At 72.2% G+C, this 17,500-nt stretch carries 15 protein-coding genes; 5 read left to right on the top strand and 10 right to left on the bottom strand.

All coding sequences use genetic code 11. From position 1 onward, the window contains the following. The first annotated feature begins 177 nt into the window (after positions 1-177). Positions 178-945, top strand: coding sequence for a DUF899 domain-containing protein (locus R2S09_RS14975; protein ID WP_316741450.1), 768 nt, complete (start codon positions 178-180; stop codon positions 943-945). Between the two features lie 48 nt (positions 946-993). On the opposite strand, the gene R2S09_RS14970 is transcribed toward R2S09_RS14975, so the two are convergent. After that, a complete protein-coding gene (locus tag R2S09_RS14970) occupies positions 994-3,651 on the bottom strand; it encodes a SpoIIE family protein phosphatase (protein WP_316741449.1) in 2,658 nt (885 codons plus the stop codon). 506 nt (positions 3,652-4,157) lie between these two features. Between R2S09_RS14970 and R2S09_RS14965 the strand changes: the two genes are divergently transcribed. After that, on the top strand, positions 4,158-5,399 hold the full coding sequence (locus R2S09_RS14965) for a SpoIIE family protein phosphatase (RefSeq protein WP_306192068.1): 1,242 nt from the start codon (positions 4,158-4,160) through the stop codon (positions 5,397-5,399). 9 nt (positions 5,400-5,408) lie between these two features. Here the strand turns inward: R2S09_RS14965 and R2S09_RS14960 are convergent, their stop codons facing one another. Genes R2S09_RS14960 through R2S09_RS14950 form a run of 3 tightly spaced genes read right to left on the bottom strand, consistent with a single transcriptional unit; the run spans position 5,409 to position 7,994 of the window. Continuing rightward, positions 5,409-7,376, bottom strand: a complete 1,968-nt coding sequence (locus tag R2S09_RS14960; protein WP_316741445.1) for a zinc ribbon domain-containing protein — start codon at positions 7,374-7,376, stop codon at positions 5,409-5,411. Next, entirely contained in the window at positions 7,373-7,801 is a 429-nt protein-coding gene (locus R2S09_RS14955; RefSeq protein ID WP_316741444.1) for a recombinase family protein, read from the bottom strand. The genes R2S09_RS14960 and R2S09_RS14955 overlap by 4 nt, the downstream gene beginning before the upstream one ends. Beyond that, positions 7,764-7,994, bottom strand: a complete 231-nt coding sequence (locus R2S09_RS14950) for an excisionase family DNA-binding protein (protein ID WP_316741443.1) — start codon at positions 7,992-7,994, stop codon at positions 7,764-7,766. The genes R2S09_RS14955 and R2S09_RS14950 overlap by 38 nt, the downstream gene beginning before the upstream one ends. A 46-nt stretch (positions 7,995-8,040) precedes the next feature. Here R2S09_RS14950 and R2S09_RS14945 point away from each other — a divergent pair, with 46 nt between their 5' ends. Beyond that, entirely contained in the window at positions 8,041-8,199 is a 159-nt protein-coding gene (locus tag R2S09_RS14945) for a hypothetical protein (protein WP_306189759.1), read from the top strand. Here the strand turns inward: R2S09_RS14945 and helR are convergent. The 3 genes from helR to R2S09_RS14930 all read right to left on the bottom strand — a co-directional run bounded on the left by helR (position 8,186) and on the right by R2S09_RS14930 (position 12,332). Then, on the bottom strand, positions 8,186-10,339 hold the full coding sequence (gene helR / locus R2S09_RS14940) for an RNA polymerase recycling motor ATPase HelR (RefSeq protein ID WP_316741442.1): 2,154 nt from the start codon (positions 10,337-10,339) through the stop codon (positions 8,186-8,188). The genes R2S09_RS14945 and helR overlap by 14 nt on opposite strands. A 230-nt stretch (positions 10,340-10,569) precedes the next feature. Further along, positions 10,570-11,397, bottom strand: a complete 828-nt coding sequence (locus R2S09_RS14935) for a YhjD/YihY/BrkB family envelope integrity protein (protein ID WP_306189744.1) — start codon at positions 11,395-11,397, stop codon at positions 10,570-10,572. Between the two features lie 353 nt (positions 11,398-11,750). Next, positions 11,751-12,332 carry a TetR/AcrR family transcriptional regulator gene (locus R2S09_RS14930; RefSeq protein WP_306189743.1) on the bottom strand — a complete coding sequence of 194 codons (582 nt, stop codon included), beginning with the start codon at positions 12,330-12,332 and terminating at the stop codon, positions 11,751-11,753. Between the two features lie 86 nt (positions 12,333-12,418). On the opposite strand from R2S09_RS14930, the gene R2S09_RS14925 reads away from it, so the two are divergent. Beyond that, positions 12,419-13,342, top strand: coding sequence for an SDR family oxidoreductase (locus R2S09_RS14925; RefSeq protein WP_306189742.1), 924 nt, complete (start codon positions 12,419-12,421; stop codon positions 13,340-13,342). A gap of 144 nt (positions 13,343-13,486) precedes the next feature. Further along, a complete protein-coding gene (locus R2S09_RS14920; RefSeq protein ID WP_306189741.1) occupies positions 13,487-13,900 on the top strand; it encodes a YrdB family protein in 414 nt (137 codons plus the stop codon). 206 nt (positions 13,901-14,106) lie between these two features. Here R2S09_RS14920 and R2S09_RS14915 read toward each other — a convergent pair whose 3' ends face one another. From R2S09_RS14915 to R2S09_RS14905, 3 genes are all read right to left on the bottom strand, one after another. Next, the gene (locus R2S09_RS14915) at positions 14,107-14,490 is read right to left on the bottom strand and encodes an STAS domain-containing protein (protein WP_306189740.1); all 384 of its coding nucleotides are present in this window, start codon (positions 14,488-14,490) and stop codon (positions 14,107-14,109) included. An 87-nt stretch (positions 14,491-14,577) separates the two neighbouring features. Next, the gene (locus R2S09_RS14910; protein ID WP_316741440.1) at positions 14,578-14,949 is read right to left on the bottom strand and encodes a hypothetical protein; all 372 of its coding nucleotides are present in this window, start codon (positions 14,947-14,949) and stop codon (positions 14,578-14,580) included. A gap of 104 nt (positions 14,950-15,053) precedes the next feature. Further along, positions 15,054-17,435, bottom strand: coding sequence for a SpoIIE family protein phosphatase (locus tag R2S09_RS14905; RefSeq protein WP_306189738.1), 2,382 nt, complete (start codon positions 17,433-17,435; stop codon positions 15,054-15,056). Positions 17,436-17,500: the final 65 nt, after the last annotated feature.

Genomic DNA, 17,500 nt, shown 5'->3' with positions numbered 1-17,500 from the left:
CTAGGGCCGGACTCGTCGGCGCCCCGGGTACGTCTGACCCGGCCGTGTGGGAGGACGGGCGTACGGGCCGGCGAGGAAGAGCCGAACCCGGAGACGAGGAAGAGACGAACCCCCGAAAGGAAGGAACACGAAAGAGGGAGGAAGACGGGAAGGCGGGAAAAGGGAAGGAGACAGACCATGACCGCCCACAGGACCGGAACACGTCAGGAGTGGCTGGCGGCCCGGCTGGAGCTGCTCGAGGCCGAGAAGGAACTGACCCGGCGCGGCGACGCCGTGGCGCGGCAGCGGCAGGAGCTGCCCTGGGTCCGGATCGACAAGGAGTACCGCTTCGAGACGGACAAGGGAACGGCGTCCCTGGCCGATCTGTTCGAGGGGCGCTCGCAGCTGCTCGTCTACCACTTCATGTTCGGGCCGGGCTACCAGGCGGGGTGTCCCTCCTGCTCGGCGATCGCGGACGGCTTCGACGGCTCCGTCGCCCATCTCGCGCACCACGACGTCACGCTGTGCGCGGTGTCACGGGCGCCGCTGGCGAAACTCCAGGCCTACCAGCGGCGTATGGGCTGGAACTTCCCCTGGGCCTCGTCGTTCGGCAGCGACTTCAACCACGACTTCGGGGTGGCCCACACCAAGGAGGAGTGGGAGTCCGGATTCGTCGAGTACAACTTCCACCCGATGGACGTACGGCCCCCGCAGGCCGGTGAGGAGGACCCCGCACTCGTCGAGATGGCCGCCACGGTCGGCACGGACTGGCCGACGTACCGGCGGGAAGGGCCCGGCATGAGCGCGTTCGCCCTCCAGGACGGCGTTGTGTACCACACCTACTCGACGTACGAACGGGGGCTGGACGTGCTGTGGGGCATGTACCAGTGGCTCGACCGCGCGCCACTCGGACGCAACGAGACCGGCTTCTGGTGGCGCCGCCACGACGAGTACGACGACCAGTGACACCGGATCGGGCGCCGGCCCCGCAGCGAGGCCGGCGCCCGGCCGCGGTCAGGCATCCCAGTGGTCGAGGAGGACGTCGGCGAGGTCCGTGTCGGGTTCCGCGGCCGCGCCGTGGAGCGCCTGCTCGGTCCAGATGACCTTGCCCCGGGAGGTGTACCGGGTGCCCCAGCGCTGGGCGAACCGGGCGACCAGGAACAGGCCGCGGCCGCCCTCGTCGGTGAGCCGGGCGCGGCGCAGGTGCGGGGACGTGCTGGAGCCGTCGGCGACCTCGCAGATCAGGCTTCGGTCGAGCAGCAGACGCAACCGGATGGGCGGGGCGCCGTACCGGATGGCGTTGGTGACCAGCTCGCTGACGATCAGCTCGGTGCTGAAGGCGGCCAGGTGCAGATCCCAGGCCTCCATCTGACGGGCGGTCTCGGAGCGGACGCGGGAGACGGCCGCCGGGTCCGGGGGCACGTCCCACTCGGCGACCCGGGCGGGGTCCGTCAGCCGGGTGCGGGCGACGAGCAGGACGATGTCGTCGCTGCGGCGTTCCGGGAGCAGTGCGTCCAGGACCGCCTGGCAGGTCTGTTCCGGGTCGAGGCCGGGGCGGGCCAGGGCGTCTCGCAGCAGCGCCAGGCCGGTGTCGAGATCGCGCCGGTGGTTCACGAGCAGTCCGTCCGTGAACAGGGCCAGCCGGCTGCCCTCCGGCAGCTCCAGCGCGGCCGTTTCGAACGGGTGGCCGATGCCCAGGCCGAGCGGGGGCGAGGCGGGTGTGTCCGGGAAGGCGACCGTGCCGTCCGGGCGGACCAGGGCGGGGCCCGGGTGCCCGGCGCTGGCGATGGTGCACACGCCGGAGACCGGGTCGTAGACGGCGTACAGGCAGGTGGCACCGGTGATGCCGTGGGCCGCGCCGCCGTCCGCGTCGGCGGCCGGCTGGTCCAGATGGGCGACCAGCTCGTCCAGGTGGGCCAGGAGCTCGTCGGGGGAGAGGTCCAGAGCGGAGAAGTTGTGCACGGCGGTGCGCAGCCGGCCCATGGTGGCCGACGCGTGCAGGCCGTGGCCCACGACGTCACCGACCACCAGCGCGACACGTGTGCCGGGCAGCGGAATGACGTCGAACCAGTCGCCGCACACGCCGCCCTGCGAGGGCAGGTAGCGGTGGGCCACCTCCAGGGCGGACTGCTCCGGCACGCCCCGCGGCAGCAGGCTGCGCTGCAACGTCACCGCCATGGTGTGCTCGCGGGTGTAGCGGCGGGCGTTGTCGATCGCCACCGCCGCCCGTGCCGCCAGCTCCTCGGCGAAGGACAGATCCTCCTCCACGAACGGCTCCGTGCTCCGCAGACGCCAGAAGTCGGCCAGCCCCAGCACCATGCCCCGAGCCCGCAACGGCACGGTGATCAGCGAGCGGATGCCATGGCCGAGGAGTCTTCGGGCCCGCTCGGGATCCTGGGTGCGCCAGCCGGCCGCGGTCCTCAGATCGGCCTCCAGGAGCGCGTGCCCGCCCGCCGCGCCCGCCGCCACGGGTGTGGTGGGCGAGAAGCCGACCAGCTCGCCCAGCGGGTACAGCGGTGAGTCCTCGGGGAGCCCGCCGACCGCAGTACGGCGCATCCCGGTGTGCCCCTCGAGGGGCTCGTCGCCCTTGAGGACCGGCTCCAGCAGCTCGACGGTGGCGACGTCGGCGAAGCGGGGCACCGCCACCTCCGTGAGTTCCTCGGTGGTACGCACCACATCCAGCGTGGAGCCGATGCGTGTCCCGGCGTCGTACAGCAGCTTCAGACGGTCCCGGGCCGCCTCGGCCGTGCCCGCCAGGGCCCGCAGCTCCGTGGTGTCGCGCAGCGTCACCGCACTCCCGGCGGGTCCGCCGTAGGCGGCGGTCGGCCGCACGTTCACCGCCAGCAGGCGATCACCCGCCAGATGCACCTTGTCGGTCACCACCTGCTCCGAGGTCAGCAACTCGGTCATGTGCGTGTCCAGGCCGAGATCCGAGACCGGGCGTCGCTGGGCGTCCGCGGGCAGGTCCAGCAGCCGCCGGGCCTCGTCGTTGGCCAGCAGCAGCCGCCCGTCGCCTCCGATGATCAGCACTCCCTCGCGCACCGAGTGCAGGACCGCGTTGTGGTGGTCGTACATCCGGGTGATCTCGGCCGGGCCGAGGCCACGGGTCTGGCGCCACAGCCGTCGGCTGAGCACCGCCGCCCCGCCCGTGGTGACGGCCACCGCGCCGGCGGTGACGCCCAGCACCATCGGCAGCTGCGCCGTGACCCTCTCGCTGACGTGTTCGAGGGTGACCCCGGCGCCGACCGCGCCGACCACCGGGCCGCCGGGTACCCTGACCGGGACGAAGGCCCGGATCTGAGGCCCGAGAGAGCCGACACCCTGCTCCGTCACGGTCCGCCCGGCCAGCAGATCGGCCATGTCCGTGGTGGTGTGCAGACCGGGGCGGCCCACGATGGAGGAGAGGGCCACGTAGACTCCGCGCCGGTTCAGGACGCCCATGAAGTCGACGGCGGAGCGCGTCTGGGCCTGCTGGACCCGCGGCTGCAGCGCCGCCGTGGGATGCTGGGACCCGAGGGCTTCCGCGACACCCGGTGAGCTGGCGAAGCCCTGCGCGACGGCCAGCGAACGACTGCTCGCCTCACGGACGCTCTCCCGCTGGGTCGTCAGGACCAGCAGGACGACCCCTGCGACAGCGAGCAGCAGCACGACCACCACCTGCAGCAGGAACATCTGGCCGACGACACTCCGGACGCTCAGCACCGAAGGGCGCCCTCGCCGCCGGCCACGGTCGGCACTGTCCATGAACCAGGCGGCCGGGGATGAGCTGGATCGGATGCGGCATCCGGACATACTTCAATCTTGCGCCTGCTTCGGGCCGGAGCCGACTCGCGTCCGACTGCGGCCGGAGCCGGCCGCCCGACCGGGCACGTCGGGAGGCGCGCGACCCGAACGGTGAGGTCGTCCAGAAATCGGTTCCTTCAAGTTCTCGACAGACCCGACCGCTTGACATGGTTTCTCCCCAGGGGCGGCACCGCGCCCGGAGCCGTCCGATCGGGTGATCTTCGACGAGGGCCGAGTGCCGTCTCCAGTGCACGCTCGTCGCGGCGCGAGGACGGATGGCCCCGCATCGCCCTGGTCAGGGGCTCCGCGACACCGCGAGACCGGCCGCGCTCGAGTGGCCCCCGACGCGCATAGTGGGAGGGGAAGGGGCCGCCGGACAGGACGGGAGTGCGCCTGTGACGACACCGCCGATCGACTACCAGGCGTTGTTCGCCGCCACACCCAGTCCGTACGTGGTGCTCGGCCCCGATCTGGTGATCCTCGACGTCAACGCGGCCTTCTGCCTCGCCAGCCGGCGACCCCGCGAGGACCTGGTCGGGCGGTACCTCTTCGACGCGTTCCCCGACAACCCGGCCGACCCCGACGCCGACGGCGTGCGGAACCTGAGCGCCTCCCTGCACCGGGTGCTGCGCTCGAAGGAGCCGGACACGATGGCGGTGCAGAAGTACGACATCCCCGTCTCCGAACACCCCGGGGTGTTCGAGGAACGCTGGTGGTCCCCGATCAACACACCCGTGCTGGGCCCGGACGGACAGGTGGCGTGGATCATCCACAGGGTGGAGGACGTCACCGCGTTCGTGCTCTCCCACACCGAGCAGCCACAGGCGGGGCGGACGCTCACCGAGCGGCAGGCCATGGAGGCCGAACTCTACGCCCGGGCCCGGGAACTGCAACTGCTCAACGAACAGCTGCGGCAGGCCCACGCCAGGGAGCGGCAGGTCGCCGTCACCCTCCAGGAGGCCATGCTGCAGGCCCCCGACCTGGCCGGCCACCGCAACATCGCCGTGCGCTACCTGCCCGCCGCCAAGGGGCTGAACGTGTGCGGCGACTGGTACGACGTGGTGGACCTCCCCGACGACAGCTTCACCGTCGCCGTCGGCGACGTCGTCGGGCACGGCCTGGAGGCCGCCGCCGTCATGGGCATGCTCCGCAGCGCCCTGTCCGCCGCCATCCGCGCCCTGCGCGAGCCCGACCGGGCCATGGAGGTGCTGGGCCTGTACGCCCGCTCGGTGGACGGAGCACTGGCCACCACCGCCGTCAAAGCCGTCATCGACACCCACCGGCGCCACATCACCTACAGCAACGCCGGCCACCCACCGCCGGTCCTGGCCCACCCCGACGGCACCTTCGTCCTGCTCGACCAGGCCACCGACCCGCCCCTGGGAACACGCCCGGAACACGTCCCGCGCCCTCAGGCCGCCGCGCCCTACACCCCCGGCGACACCCTCGTCCTCTACACCGACGGCCTCGTCGAACGCCGCGGCGAGGACATCGACGCCGGCCTCAACCGGCTGACCGACGTCCTCACCGAACACTCGCGGCTCAACCCGGACCACCTGGCCGACACCCTGCTGTCCCGCCTCGGCGTCAGCGGCGGCGGGCACGACGACATCGCCCTGATCGTCGTCCGTCTGTAGCGTCTCTGATCAGCTAAGCGGTCCCATGCGAACCGTAAGGTCCGGCGTGGGATCTGCCCACCTGGGCGGGGAAGCATGAGCGTGGAGATGGAATCCCGCGCCCAGTGCTGCTCCGCGTGGCCGGTGTCGGCTGGTGGTGGGTGTGCTGATCGTGGTCACGCCCTGGTGCCGGTGGGCTGCGCGGGGCAGCCGGGTCCGGCCCATTGGTGCGTGTCCCTCCGGACGCTTGCCAGCGGGGCCGCACGGGCGGCCTGCTGGGGAGGGGACCTCACGTCGCCTGGGCGTGAGGCGGTTGGTTCGCGGCCGGGTGGGGCCGGTCTTCGACCGGTCGGGCCGGCTGGTCTTCGGGGCGGCGGTGATGATGGCTTTGGCTTCCATGGTGTCCACCACCGTGCGGATCACCATCTGGCCGCTGGTGCGGTCGGTGACGGTCTTGGTCTGGTGGGTCAGGCCGCGTGCGGCGATACGCCGCCAGGCGCCCTGGTCGCGGTCGCCTTGCCAACCGCAGTCGGGGTTGGGGCAGATGGCCCACTTCCAGCCCGTGACGGTGGGCCGGTCGGGGGATTTGCGGTGTCGGAGCGGGGCGAGGCAGTGCGGGCAGTGCTTGGAGGTGTTGCGGGGCGGCACGGTGACCACCGCGATCCCCTGTTCGGCGGCGAGGTGCCGCATACGGTCGGCGATCTGTCCACGCACAGTCTGGGACAGGCGCGTGTTGTGAGTGCGGCCCATGCCCCCGGCCTCCATCGACCGCAGGTCTTCCAGATAGATCGCGGTCGCACCTACAGCGATGGCCTGGTCCACGACCCAGCGGGCCGCGCTCCACGCCAGGGCGTCGTTGAGGTTCGAGCGGCGCTCCGAGACGCGGCGGATCTCCTCGGCCAGCACCGCGTGCTTGCTGGCCAGGGCGGGGCTGTCGAGTCGGGCGTAGTGGTCGGTCTTGGCGTGCAGGCACTCCGAGTTGCGGCGCAGCCGGTACTGCTTGGCCAGCACTCCGGCGGCCCGGAACTGTGCGCCGGAACCGAGTGCGGTGATCGTCCCGTCCTCGTGCAGCCGGATCGTGCCCGCGCTGAGCAGGGTATTGAGGCCCCAGTCCACGCCCAACGCCACGGTGTGGCCAGTGCGCTGTGCTTTCGGGACGGGGTGGGTGTAGGCGAGGTCGGCGCGCACCTTGCCGCCTGTGATCCGTAGGGTGGGCAGGTGGATCACCGCGTTCGCCGGAATCGTCGGCGGCAGGGTGACAGGGCAGGCGACCCACGTCCAGTCTGCGTACTTCTGCGGGTCGGGGCGGGTGGGGAGCTGCAAGCGCAGGAGCATCCGCTGCCGGTCGTCGGATCGTTCGATCGCGGCCTGCTGCCCGTCACACGCGGCCAGCAGCAGCATCCTGGCGACGCGGGGCGTGGGTTCGAGTTCGAACACGTCGGCTGGGAGACGGCGATTCTTCCGCTCGAAAGAGGCGATCTGGCGGGTTCGGGAGCGGATGATGCTGGACGGAAGGTACTCGCCGCCCGGTATCGCGGCCCGCACCTGATCCCACTCGTCCAAGGTGCGCTTCTTCGCGTCGGCAGGCCACGCGGCCAGTACCCCGGCTGTCAGATCGGCACGCCACTTGGCCGACCGCAGCGCCCGCCCAGCCTGTTCCTGGGCCATGCGCACGATCCGGTCGTTGACCTTCACCCCATCTGGGGCGCCCACGGTCCAGCCGAGGCGGCGCAGCGCCATCCACGCATTAGACGGCAGCTTCCTGCCGCCCGCGTCCTGGCCGGAGGCCAGCGTGTCCACATCGGAGGTGTTCCAGTGCCCGGCCAGCAGGCAACCGGTCATGTCGTGCACGAGGTCAACACACCAGCCGACGCGCTCTGCCAGAGCGCCGGCGGTGAGGAGCTCGCCGGTCTTCTCGTCCACGCCCGACCGGATCAGGGCGCGGGCGCAGGCGGTGCGGGAGGTCTCGCCCCCGGCGAGCGGCAGCTTCCGGCTCACGCGACGTTGCCCTCGTCGCTGCACTGGCCGGACTCGGCCAGCAGCCGCCTGCGGTTCTCCGCCGACCGCATCCCATACAGGCGCCCAGCGAATGTGGTGACCAGCGACACGAAGTCTTCGAGGAGTTCGTCCCGGCCGCCGAGCTTCTTCGGGTGCAGCACCTCGACGGTGACGCCATACACGGCGAACAGCCGCTTGAGCCAGCCGACACCGAACCGGGCCAGCCGGTCCTCATGCGTCACCCGCACCACGGTAACCGAGCCGTCCGACACCATCGTCAACACCCGGTTCAGGCCGAGCCGGTTCTCCTTCAGGCCCGAGCCGCGATCCCGGACAACCTTGACGACCTTCCCCGTCGCAGTGGCCCGCAGCTCGGCCTCCTGGGCCTCAGGACTCCTGCCCGGACGAGCCGGACACGCGCACATACAGCAGCTCAAGCCGAGGGCGGGAGGACGCGGAGTCACTGCCTCGCTTCATGTTCTCCACATCAACGGAGGAGAACCGGCGCTCCCGGCCGACCCACGTGAACGGGATCTTGCCGTCGACAGCCCACTGACGAAGCGTCATCGGGTGTATCCCGAGACGCTTCGCAGCCTTGGACATACGCAGCAACTCCATACCCACGACCATACATGCACAACACTAGGGATCACTAACGAAGTTGGTGAGCCTCCGCATGGAGGGCTTCCTGGTGCGCAACCACCGCGACGTGCGGGAGGGGTTGTACGACTTCGCCGTACCGCATCCGCGCATCATCGCCCGGGACCGCACGCAGGCCGCTGGGACCGGCGGCACGCCCCGCGCCGCCGTCAGCGGCTCGTGAGGACGACGAGTCGCTGGGTCGCCCTGGTCATCGCGACGTAGCGGTCGACGGCTCCTTCGACGCCCTCGCCGAACTTCTCCGGGTCGACGAGGACGACCAGGTCGAACTCCAGCCCCTTCGACAGCTCCGGCGTCAGCGACCGGACACGGGAGGACGTGCCGCGGAACGTGGGACGGCCGATGACACAGGCGATCCCCTCGGCATGTGCGGCGAGCCAGGTGGAGAGGACCGAGTCGAGGTCGCTGACCGCTCCGTGGACGACGGGGACGCCGCCGCTGCGGATGGAGGCCGGCACGTTGGCGTCCGGGAGCACCGCCCGGATGACCGGCTCGGCCTCCGCCATGACCTCTTCCGGTGTCCGGTAGTTGATGCTCAGGGAGGCCACGTCGATCCGGTCGAGCCCGACCCGCGCCAGCCGCTCCTGCCACGACTCCGTGAACCCGTGCCGGGCCTGCGCGCGGTCCCCGACGATGGTGAAGCTGCGGGACGGGCAGCGCAGCAGCAGCATCTGCCACTCCGCGTCGGTCAGTTCCTGCGCCTCGTCCACCACGATGTGCGCGAACGGGCCGGCCAGGAGGTCGGGTTCGGTGTGGGGCAGCGCGTCCTCGTCGACCAGGGAGTTCTGCAGGTCCTGGCCCTTCAGCATCGTCATCAGCATGCCCTGCCAGTCGTCGTCGGTCCTGAGCAGGTTCTCGGTGACCTGGGCCCGGTACTCGCGTTCGGCGGCGACGGAGGCCTCCCGCCGGAGCTTGCGCCGGGAGGCCTCCGGGTCGCCGAGACGCTGTCGTGCGGCGTCCAGGAGCGGCAGATCGGACACCGTCCAGGCCCGGGGGTCGGCGCGCTGGAGCCCGCGGACCTCCTCCGGGCCGAGCCAGGGAGCGCACATCCGCAGATAGGCCGGGACCGACCACAGGTCTCCGACGAGGTCGGCCGCTTCGATCAGCGGCCATGCGCGGCCGAGGGCCGCGTTCAGCTCCTCGTCCTGCCGCAGCGCCCTGCGGAACAGGTCGGGCGAGACGTCGCCGTCGTACTTGTCCATCAGGATCTCGGCCAGCTTCTCCCAGATCTGCTCCCGCGCCTCGTTGTGCGGCGTGCCGGGTTCCGGCGCCTCGAAGGCCTCGGCCCAGTCGCCGGCGGTCAGCCGGAGGTCGGACCAGTCGACCGTGACCGTCAGTGCCTCGGTGGGCGGCTCCTCGTAGAACCTGACGGCCTTTTCGATGGCCTTCACCATGTCCGCGGACGACTTCAGACGGGCCACCTCCGGGTCGGTCTCCACCGTCGCCGAGGTGCCTTCGGCGACGAGGTCCCGCACGGTGCAGGTCTGCACCCCCTCCTCGCCGAGGCTGGGCAGAACGTCGGAGACGTAGGACAGGTAGGGCCGGTGCGGGCCGACGAACAGCACCCCGCCGCGCCGGTGGCCGAGGCGCGGGTCGGAATAGAGGAGGTGGGCGGTGCGGTGCAGGGCGACGACGGTCTTGCCCGTGCCCGGCCCTCCGTCGACCACGAGGGCGCCGCGGGATCCCGCCCGGATGATGGCGTCCTGGTCGGCCTGGATGGTGGCGAGCACGTCCCGCATGCGCGACGAGCGGTTGGTGCCCAGGCCGGCGATGAACGCGGACTGGTCGTCGAGTGCCGCGCACCCCTCGAGACCGTCGGCGGTGAACACCTCGTCCCAGTAGTCGCTGATCCGGCCGCGGGTCCACCGGTATCTGCGGCGGCTCACCAGACCCATCGGGTTGGCGTGGGTCGCCGCGAAGAACGGCTCGGCGGCCGGGGAACGCCAGTCGATCAGCAGCCGGCGGCCCTCGTTGTCGGTGAGGCCCAGCCGTCCGATGTAGACGGGCTCGGCGCCGTCGTCGGGAACCATGTGCCCGAGGCACAGGTCCAGGCCGAAGCGGCGCAGGGTACGCAGCCGGGCGCTGAGCCGGCGGACCTCGATGTCCCGGTCCATCGCCTCCTGGCCCACTCCACCGGGCGCCTTCAGCTCGGCGTCGAGGCGGTCGGACAGTTCGGCGACCGTCAGCTCCAGGGTCTTGGCGATGGCCGCGAACTGCTGCTCGTCGCGGGCGATCAGCGCCGGGTCGGCCTTGGGGGAGAGGGTGTCGGCAAGGTCAAACACGCTGGACGTCAGCGGGTTCACGTAATGGCTCCGATCTGTGGCCGCTCGCGGCCGGTGTGCGTGTCAGTGCGGGACGACAGGACCAGGCCGGAGATTCTGCGGCACGATGGGGGCCTTGCCGCAAGGCCCCCCGTGTGTTATAAGTTGAGAGTGGCAAGAGTGGGTGACCTCCTTGCCTTTCCTTTTTGCCGTCGACCGCAGGCCTTCGCCGTCCGCCGCGAGCCGGCCAGGAGGCCGACGGGGCCCTGCCGTCAGCCGTGTCGCAGATAGCGGTTCAAGGGCGGCTCGTCCGCCAGGACGGCACCGATGGTCACCGCGAAGGTGATGGCGGCGCACAGGACGATCAGCCAGGACAGCATGACCAGGACCATGCCGAGAGCGCCGTACTCGGACAGGGCACGGTTGAGCGCCGTGGGCATGTAGAGCCGGGCGGTCAGGCCGAGCGCGCTCGTGGCCGCCGCGGCGAGGAGAGCGCCCGGCAGCAACCGTGTCCAGGGGACGCGGGCGGCCAGCAGCAGGTGCTGCGTCCAGAGCCACACGCCCGTCGCCACCATGAAGAGCAGGGGCGTACCGAGCCACACTCCGGCGCCGAAGCCGTCGCGGATCGGGCCTTGCAGGAAGACCACCAGGACCAGCGCCAGCAGCCAGACCACCCACCGCCAGGCCGCGGCACGGGTGCTGGTCCTGGGCAGTCGCCAGGCGCGCTCGCAGACCCGGGACATGGCACGGCTGAAGCTGGTCGCGGAGAGCAGCGTGATCAGCAGGCCGATGACCCCGGTGGTCTCGCGCAGGCTCTTGCCACCGGGGTCGGTCAGGACCCGCTGCAGTTCCTCGTCGGACGCTCCGGTCAGGCCGAACATGGCGCGCAGCGAATCCCGGAGCTGGTCGCGCACGCTCTGCGGGGCGAACGCGGCGACGGCGAACAGGACGGGCACCGCGGCCAGGAAGGCCTGGGCGGCCAGTCGCGTGCCGGCGTCCAGCAGGTTCGCGGACAGCAGGCGGTTCGCCAGTTCGGTCACGACGGGGAAGCGCTGCTCGACGGTCGTCAGCAGACGCTGGAGTCGTGCCGTCCACGTCATGCCCGCACGGTAGAGCGGATCGCCGGCCGTTGGCATGCCGTCAGGACCCTGTGACGACCGCTTCGCCCGGACGGCCCACGCGCGCTCGCGAGGGGGCCGCCCGGGCGACGGTCTACGGCGTGGCCGTCGACGCCGTCTGGGCCGGCAGCACCTCCAGGTCGTGGCGCGCACACGGAGGCGCGCTCGCGCCGCGATTCGAGATCGGTTCCATGGCGGGCCCTGACCTTCGGGGTCGAGGCCCGGACGACTCTCGGCTCGGCCGAGAGCGCCGCCGGGGCTGTGCTCTGACGCGCCGCCGGCGCCGTTCTCTTCGCGTGCCGCGGGCCCGGCACTCCCTGGAGGGACCTACGGCTTCAGCCCGAGGTGCCCTGGGCGCCCGCGGTCACGGCCTTGAGCTCGTCCAACGCCTCCCGCATCAACGGCGCCATCTCGCGTTCCCCGGCCGACGCGATCCAGTGCTCGAAGCCGACCTTGAAGACGGCGACACCCGCCTCGGCGGTCAGGCTCGCGGCCGGTTCCGTGACACCGCGCCCGCGCAGGGCGCCGCCGAGTGCCGCCGCCAGCGAGGCGAGCTTGATCAGCTCGCGCTCCTGGAGCTCCGCGTTGGCCGCGATGACGGCCTGTCGCCGACGGGACTGCTCGCGACGCCCGACGAACACCGCGGAGACCGCCTCGAGCCCCGCCGCGATCGCGTCGATCGGCGCGGCGGACTCGGGTGCCTCGGCGACCGCGCTCACGAACAGTTCCTGCAGCGCCCCCGAACCGCCGAACAGCACCTCACGCTTGTCCGTGTAGTGCCGGAAGAAGGTCCGCTCGGTGAGGCCGGCCCGCCTGGCGATCTCCGCCACCGTGGTCTGCTCGTAGCCGCGCTCGCTGTAGAGCTCCAACGCCGCCTCCGCCAGGCGTCCGCGTGCGTTCGGCTCCCATCTGCTCATGGGCAGATCCTACGCGATGACAGTCACTGACATCGGGTGCTACCGTCGATGACAGTTACTGACATCAAAAGTCTGGGGATACTCCCATGCGCATCTTCGTGACCGGGGCGTCCGGCTGGATCGGCTCCGCCCTCGTTCCCGAGCTCATCGACGCGGGCCACCAGGTCACCGGGCTCGCCCGCTCCGAGGCCTCCGCCGCCGCCCTCACCGCCGCCGGGGCGGAAGTGGTCCGCGGCACCATCGACGACCTCGACGTCCTGGGCGACACCGCCGCCGCGTCGGACGGCGTGGTCCACCTCGCCTTCAAGCACGACATCGCCTTCGGCGGCGACTTCGCGGGCGCCGCCGACGCGGACCGCCGCGCGGTCGACGCCCTCGGTGACGCGCTGGCCGGCACCGGCCGTCCCTTCGTCCTCGCGTCCGGGCTCGCCGGCCTCAAGCCGGGGCAGGTGGCGACCGAGCGGGACATGGCCACGGCCGACGGCTCACCGGTCTCCATCCGCGCGACCACCGCCGCGGCGGTGATCGCACTCGCCTCGCGGGGCGTGCGCTCCTCCGTGGTGCGGCTCTCTCCGACCTGCCACGGCGAGGGGGACAACGGCTTCATGGCGAGCCTGGTCGCCATCGCCCGGGCCAAGGGGGTCTCCGGCTGCATCGGCGACGGCGCGAACCGCTGGCCGGCCGTCCACCGCCTCGATGCCGCACGGCTGTTCCGCCTGGCGGTCGAGAAGGCCCCGGCGGGCTCCGTGCTGCACGGTGCCGCCGAGGAGGGCGTCGCGCTCCGCGACGTCGCCGAGGTGATCGGCCGTCAGCTCGGCGTGCCGGTGACCTCGGTGGCGCCCGAAGCCGCGGGTGAGCACTTCGCCTGGCTGGGCGGCTTCCTCGGACTCGACTGCCCGGCGTCGAGCACTCTCACCCGCGAGCTGCTGGACTGGCGGCCGAGCCACCCCGGCCTCCTCGACGACCTGGACAAGGGCCACTACTTCCACACCACTGCCAGCACCTCCTGAGCGGCTGCCGGGCGTGAACCCGGCGCGGTAGCCTGGCGATCACGTCGGGCCGGGCCGGCCGGCGCCGGGGGCGGACGCCGAGACGACGGACGGCGCGCCCGGCATGACACGTGCGGCAGCGGGAGAGATCGGATGGCGGGGGACATGACTGATGCGGCCGGACTCGGTGCGCGGCCCTGGTACGCCGCCAACGAAGCCCTGGCGTTCCTGCTCGAGCTCGCGGCCCTGGGCTTCCTGAGCTGGTGGGGATTCGGTGCCGGCCATCGGGGCGCCCTCCGGATCCTGCTCGGTGTGGGAACACCGCTGTCGGCCGTGGTGGTCTGGGCGTTGTTCGCCGCGCCCCGGGCGCGGCTGCGGCCGCGGCTTCCGCTCGTCCTGGTGGTGAAGGCCCTGGTGTTCGGCGCCGGCGCCGCCGCCTTGTACGGAGTGGGTCACCCCGTCGCGGCGGGCGCCGTGGCGGTGGTGACGGTCGCCAACACCGCGGTGGCCGAGATCTTCCGGGCCGCCCCGCGGACCGAGGTGCCGAGCGGGCTCCCCGGGCCGGGTGACCACGCCTGACCACCAGGACGCGGAAGTCACACCGCACCGTCACCGGCATGACCTGAGGGGTGTCGGCGGCCCGGCCCGTGCGCCGGACGCCGGTGCCCCGGATGCCGATGTCCCACCTCGGGCGCAGATGCCCCGGACACGGAGACCGCCGCCCGCCGCCCGCCGCCCGCCGCCCGCCGCCCGCCGCCCGCCGCCCGTCTGCGGGCGGCGGGCGATCACTGCGCGGGACCCCGTTTCCGGTTGCCCCCGGTCGGTCGCCCGGCCGCGAGGGCCGCGTCGAGGGAGGGGTAGACGGACAGGACCCGGGCGAGCCCGCTGGCTTGAAGGATCCGCTCCACGCGCCCTTCGGGACAGATCAGGCGCAGCTCCCCGCCGTCCCGTTCCAGCATCGTGTGGGCGGTCACGAGGGGGCTCAGCGCGTCCGCGTCCGTGTACGTCAGCTCGGACAGGTCCGCGATCAGATTGAGCAGGTGCTTGTGCTTCGCGGTCACGGCGGCCACGAAGTCACGGAGCTCCTCGGCGGTGGTGGTGTCCAGGACCCCCCTGATCTCCATCACGGCCCAGCCGTTCTCCCAGTGCGACGCCAGGAACAGAGCCATGATCGTCTCTCCGTCTCCTGCTGGCCGTGTCGCCGACACCGTCGATTGTCCTCTCGCCGGTCCGGTCTCGCTCGTCCTGCAGGTCCCTCACACGGAGAGGCCCGGGTTCTGCCGCGGCTGTTCGTGGGCGTGCGCTTCCAAGGGCGGCGCGGTGTGCCGGTCGGGGCGGTGCTCCGTGAGCGGGGCGATCTTGTAGCGCGGGGCGCCGGCGGTCTCCCGGGCGAGGGGCACCGGCCGGCGGGCGACCAGGCGGCCCACCCAGTGCCGGCCGCACAGCGGGCACGCGGGAGCGCCCCGCGGGTCGTAGGGCGACGGTACGGCCTGCCCGTCGCGGATGAAGTACTCCCACTCGGCGCCCTGCTCATCGCGGACGTGCTGCACGTCGTAGTCGACGCTCCACTTGTGCCAGCAGTGACCGCAGGCGAATTCGACGCGCTCCACGGCGAGTTCGGTGATCATGTGACGTCCTCCCTCGGCGTGTGAGTGCCTTGATTTACGATTTAAGGCTTTTCGAGGAGAATGTCCAGAGTCGCGACGCGAGCTTCACGGCACCGCATCCGCGGTCATGCCGCCGAGGTGAGGGGCTCCTCGGCCCAGATCGTCTTGCCGTGCTCCTCGACGCGGCTTCCCCAGCGCTGGGCGAACTGCGAGACCAGCAGCAGACCGCGGCCGCCCTCGTCGGTGGTGCGGGCGTGCCGCAGGTACGGCGCGGCGCCGCTGCCGTCGGAGACCTCGACGCTCAGCGTCCGGTCGCAGATCAGACGCAGTCGCACGGGCGGCGCGGCGTGGCGGATGGCGTTGGTGACGAGCTCGCTGACGATCAGCTCCGTGGAGAACAACTCGTCGTCCATGGCCCAGGTGCGCAGCTGGCGGGCGGTGAGCGAGCGTGCGGTGGCGACGGCCGCCGGGTCGGCGGGCAGCACCCACGTGGCGACGCGCGCCGGATCGAGGGGCCGGGTGCAGGCGACCAGGACCGCCGCGTCGTCGGGGGGGTCGGCGGGAACCAGCTCCTCCGTGATCTTCAGGCACAGGTCCTGCGGGGACATGGGCGACGTGGACAGCAGGCGCTCGAGCTCGGCGCGCCCGGAGTCGCCCGGGAACGCCTGCAGCAGCCCCGGGGTGAACAGGATCAGCCGGCTTCCTTCGGCCGGCGTCAGGGTGGTCTTCGTCAGCGGAGGACCGGGCCGGCCGAGCGGCGGTCCGGCCGGGACCTCGGGGAAGGACACGGCGCCGTCCGGGTCCACCACGGCCAGGCCCGCCGGACCGGCCGCGGAACCGGTGCAGCGGCAGGTCACGGGGTCGTAGACCAGGTAGAGGCAGGTGGCGCCGACGGGGCTGCCGCTCTCCGGGGCGGCGGTCTCGGTGTCCATCTGCCGGACCAGGTCCTCCAGGCGGGCCAGCAGCTCGTCGGGTGCCAGATCGAGGGCGGCCAGCGTGTGCACGGCCGTGCGCAGCCGCCCCATCGTGGCCGCGGTGCGCACACCGCGGCCGGGGGTGCTGCCCGCCACGAGGGCCACACGGGCCCCCGGGAGGGTGATGACATCGGTCCAGTCGCCGCCCGCGCCCGAGTGCACCCAGTGGTGTGCCGCCCGCACCGCGTCCGGGGTCGGGAGGTCCCGGGGCAGCAGACCGCGTTGCAGCGACAGCACGGTGTTGCGTTCGCGCACATAGCGGCGGGCGTTGTCCAGGGCGACGGCGGCGCGGGCGGCGAGGTCCTGGGCCAGGGTGAGGTCGTCGTCCTCGAACGCGCCGCGTGCGGTCCACCGGTAGAAGGTGACGAGGCCCAGCGCGCGGTCCCGGACCAGCAGCGGGACCGCCAACAGCGAGTGGACCCCCTCCTCGCGCATCCGCCGGCCACGGACCGGATCGCTCAGCAACCACGCGCTGTCCTCCCCGACGACAGGCACCAGACGGGGTTCGCGGTCGGCCAGGAGCTGGGCGGCGGGCGCATCGCCGGCGGCGGTGCTGACCTCACCGATCCCGTACGCACCGGAATCGCCGTCGCTGCGGACGGACCGCGACGCGGCGCGCCGCAGGCTCCAGCCCGCCGAGCGCGGCCCGTCGGGCACGTCCTCGCCGGTCAGCACCGGCTCGAGGAGATCCACCGTCGTACTGTCGGCCAGCCGCGGCACCGTCACATCGGCCAGTTCCCCCGCGGTGTCCAGCACACCGAGGGTCGTTCCGATCCGGGAGCCGGCCTCGGCGACCAGAGCGAGGCGCTCCCGGGCCCGGTGCCGCTCGGTGTTGTCGACCACCACGTCGGCCACTCCGAGGATGCGGCCGTCCGGGTCCTCCAGACGGAACGCGGACGCCGCGTAGACGTGCTCACGGCCGGGGTCACCGGGCGGACGACCGCGCTTTTCGAAGGAGAGGACCGGCTCCCCGCTCTTCAGGACGTCGGTCATCACCCGCTCGGCCAGCTCGGCGTTGAAGTCGGGCCACACCTCGGTGGGCCGCAGGCCCAGCCCCTCGGTCACCCGGACACCCTGCATGCCTTCCGCCGCGCCGTTGTACCGCATCAGACGCAACTGAGGGTCGAGGACGAACAGGCCGATCGGAGAACGGGTGAACAACGCCTCCAGCAGCGCCCGGTCGACAGCGGAAGCGGGCGCTTCGTACGCCTCGCTCGGGATCACGTCGACCCTCCAGCAGGCCGCCGCCCGACCCCGCTGTCCGGCACGCACCCGCACCCGGCAGCCGACGTGGTGCCCGTCGTGGTGGCGGAGCACCACCTCGGCGGCCCCTCCGTCTCCCGGCGCGCCGGTGACCAGCAGTTCCGTGGCCGGCCGGCCGACGATCCGCCGCGCGGGATAGCCCAGCAGGCGTTCGGCGGCCGGACTCCACTCGACGACCATGCCCCGGTCATCGACCAGGACAGACGCCATACCCGTCGTGCCCTGCGCGGATCCACCTGTCCGGTGGGTGGCGCCTGTCGACTCGCTCATGATCGTCCCACCGTTCTCGGGGTCCGGTGCGGTCGTCCCTTCCCTCTCACCCGGGGTGAACCCTC

The sequence above is a fragment of the Streptomyces sp. MK7 genome (genome assembly GCF_032658145.1).
GTDB classification, from domain to species: domain Bacteria; phylum Actinomycetota; class Actinomycetes; order Streptomycetales; family Streptomycetaceae; genus Streptomyces; species Streptomyces spiralis.
Note: the sequence above shows the minus strand (reverse complement) of the source record. Positions and strands in the feature narration are given on the sequence as shown.

Bases quoted from the DNA above. Each gene is read 5' to 3' on its own strand.
- R2S09_RS14975 (WP_316741450.1), top strand. From the start codon at position 178: ATGACCGCCCACAGGACCGGAACACGTCAGGAGTGGCTGGCGGCCCGG.
- R2S09_RS14970 (WP_316741449.1), bottom strand. From the start codon at position 3,651: ATGTTCCTGCTGCAGGTGGTGGTCGTGCTGCTGCTCGCTGTCGCAGGG.
- R2S09_RS14955 (WP_316741444.1), bottom strand. From the start codon at position 7,801: ATGTGCGCGTGTCCGGCTCGTCCGGGCAGGAGTCCTGAGGCCCAGGAG.
- R2S09_RS14950 (WP_316741443.1), bottom strand. From the start codon at position 7,994: ATGGAGTTGCTGCGTATGTCCAAGGCTGCGAAGCGTCTCGGGATACAC.
- R2S09_RS14935 (WP_306189744.1), bottom strand. From the start codon at position 11,397: ATGACGTGGACGGCACGACTCCAGCGTCTGCTGACGACCGTCGAGCAG.
- R2S09_RS14930 (WP_306189743.1), bottom strand. From the start codon at position 12,332: ATGAGCAGATGGGAGCCGAACGCACGCGGACGCCTGGCGGAGGCGGCG.
- R2S09_RS14925 (WP_306189742.1), top strand. From the start codon at position 12,419: ATGCGCATCTTCGTGACCGGGGCGTCCGGCTGGATCGGCTCCGCCCTC.
- R2S09_RS14920 (WP_306189741.1), top strand. From the start codon at position 13,487: ATGACTGATGCGGCCGGACTCGGTGCGCGGCCCTGGTACGCCGCCAAC.
- R2S09_RS14915 (WP_306189740.1), bottom strand. From the start codon at position 14,490: ATGGCTCTGTTCCTGGCGTCGCACTGGGAGAACGGCTGGGCCGTGATG.
- R2S09_RS14910 (WP_316741440.1), bottom strand. From the start codon at position 14,949: ATGATCACCGAACTCGCCGTGGAGCGCGTCGAATTCGCCTGCGGTCAC.
- R2S09_RS14905 (WP_306189738.1), bottom strand. From the start codon at position 17,435: ATGAGCGAGTCGACAGGCGCCACCCACCGGACAGGTGGATCCGCGCAG.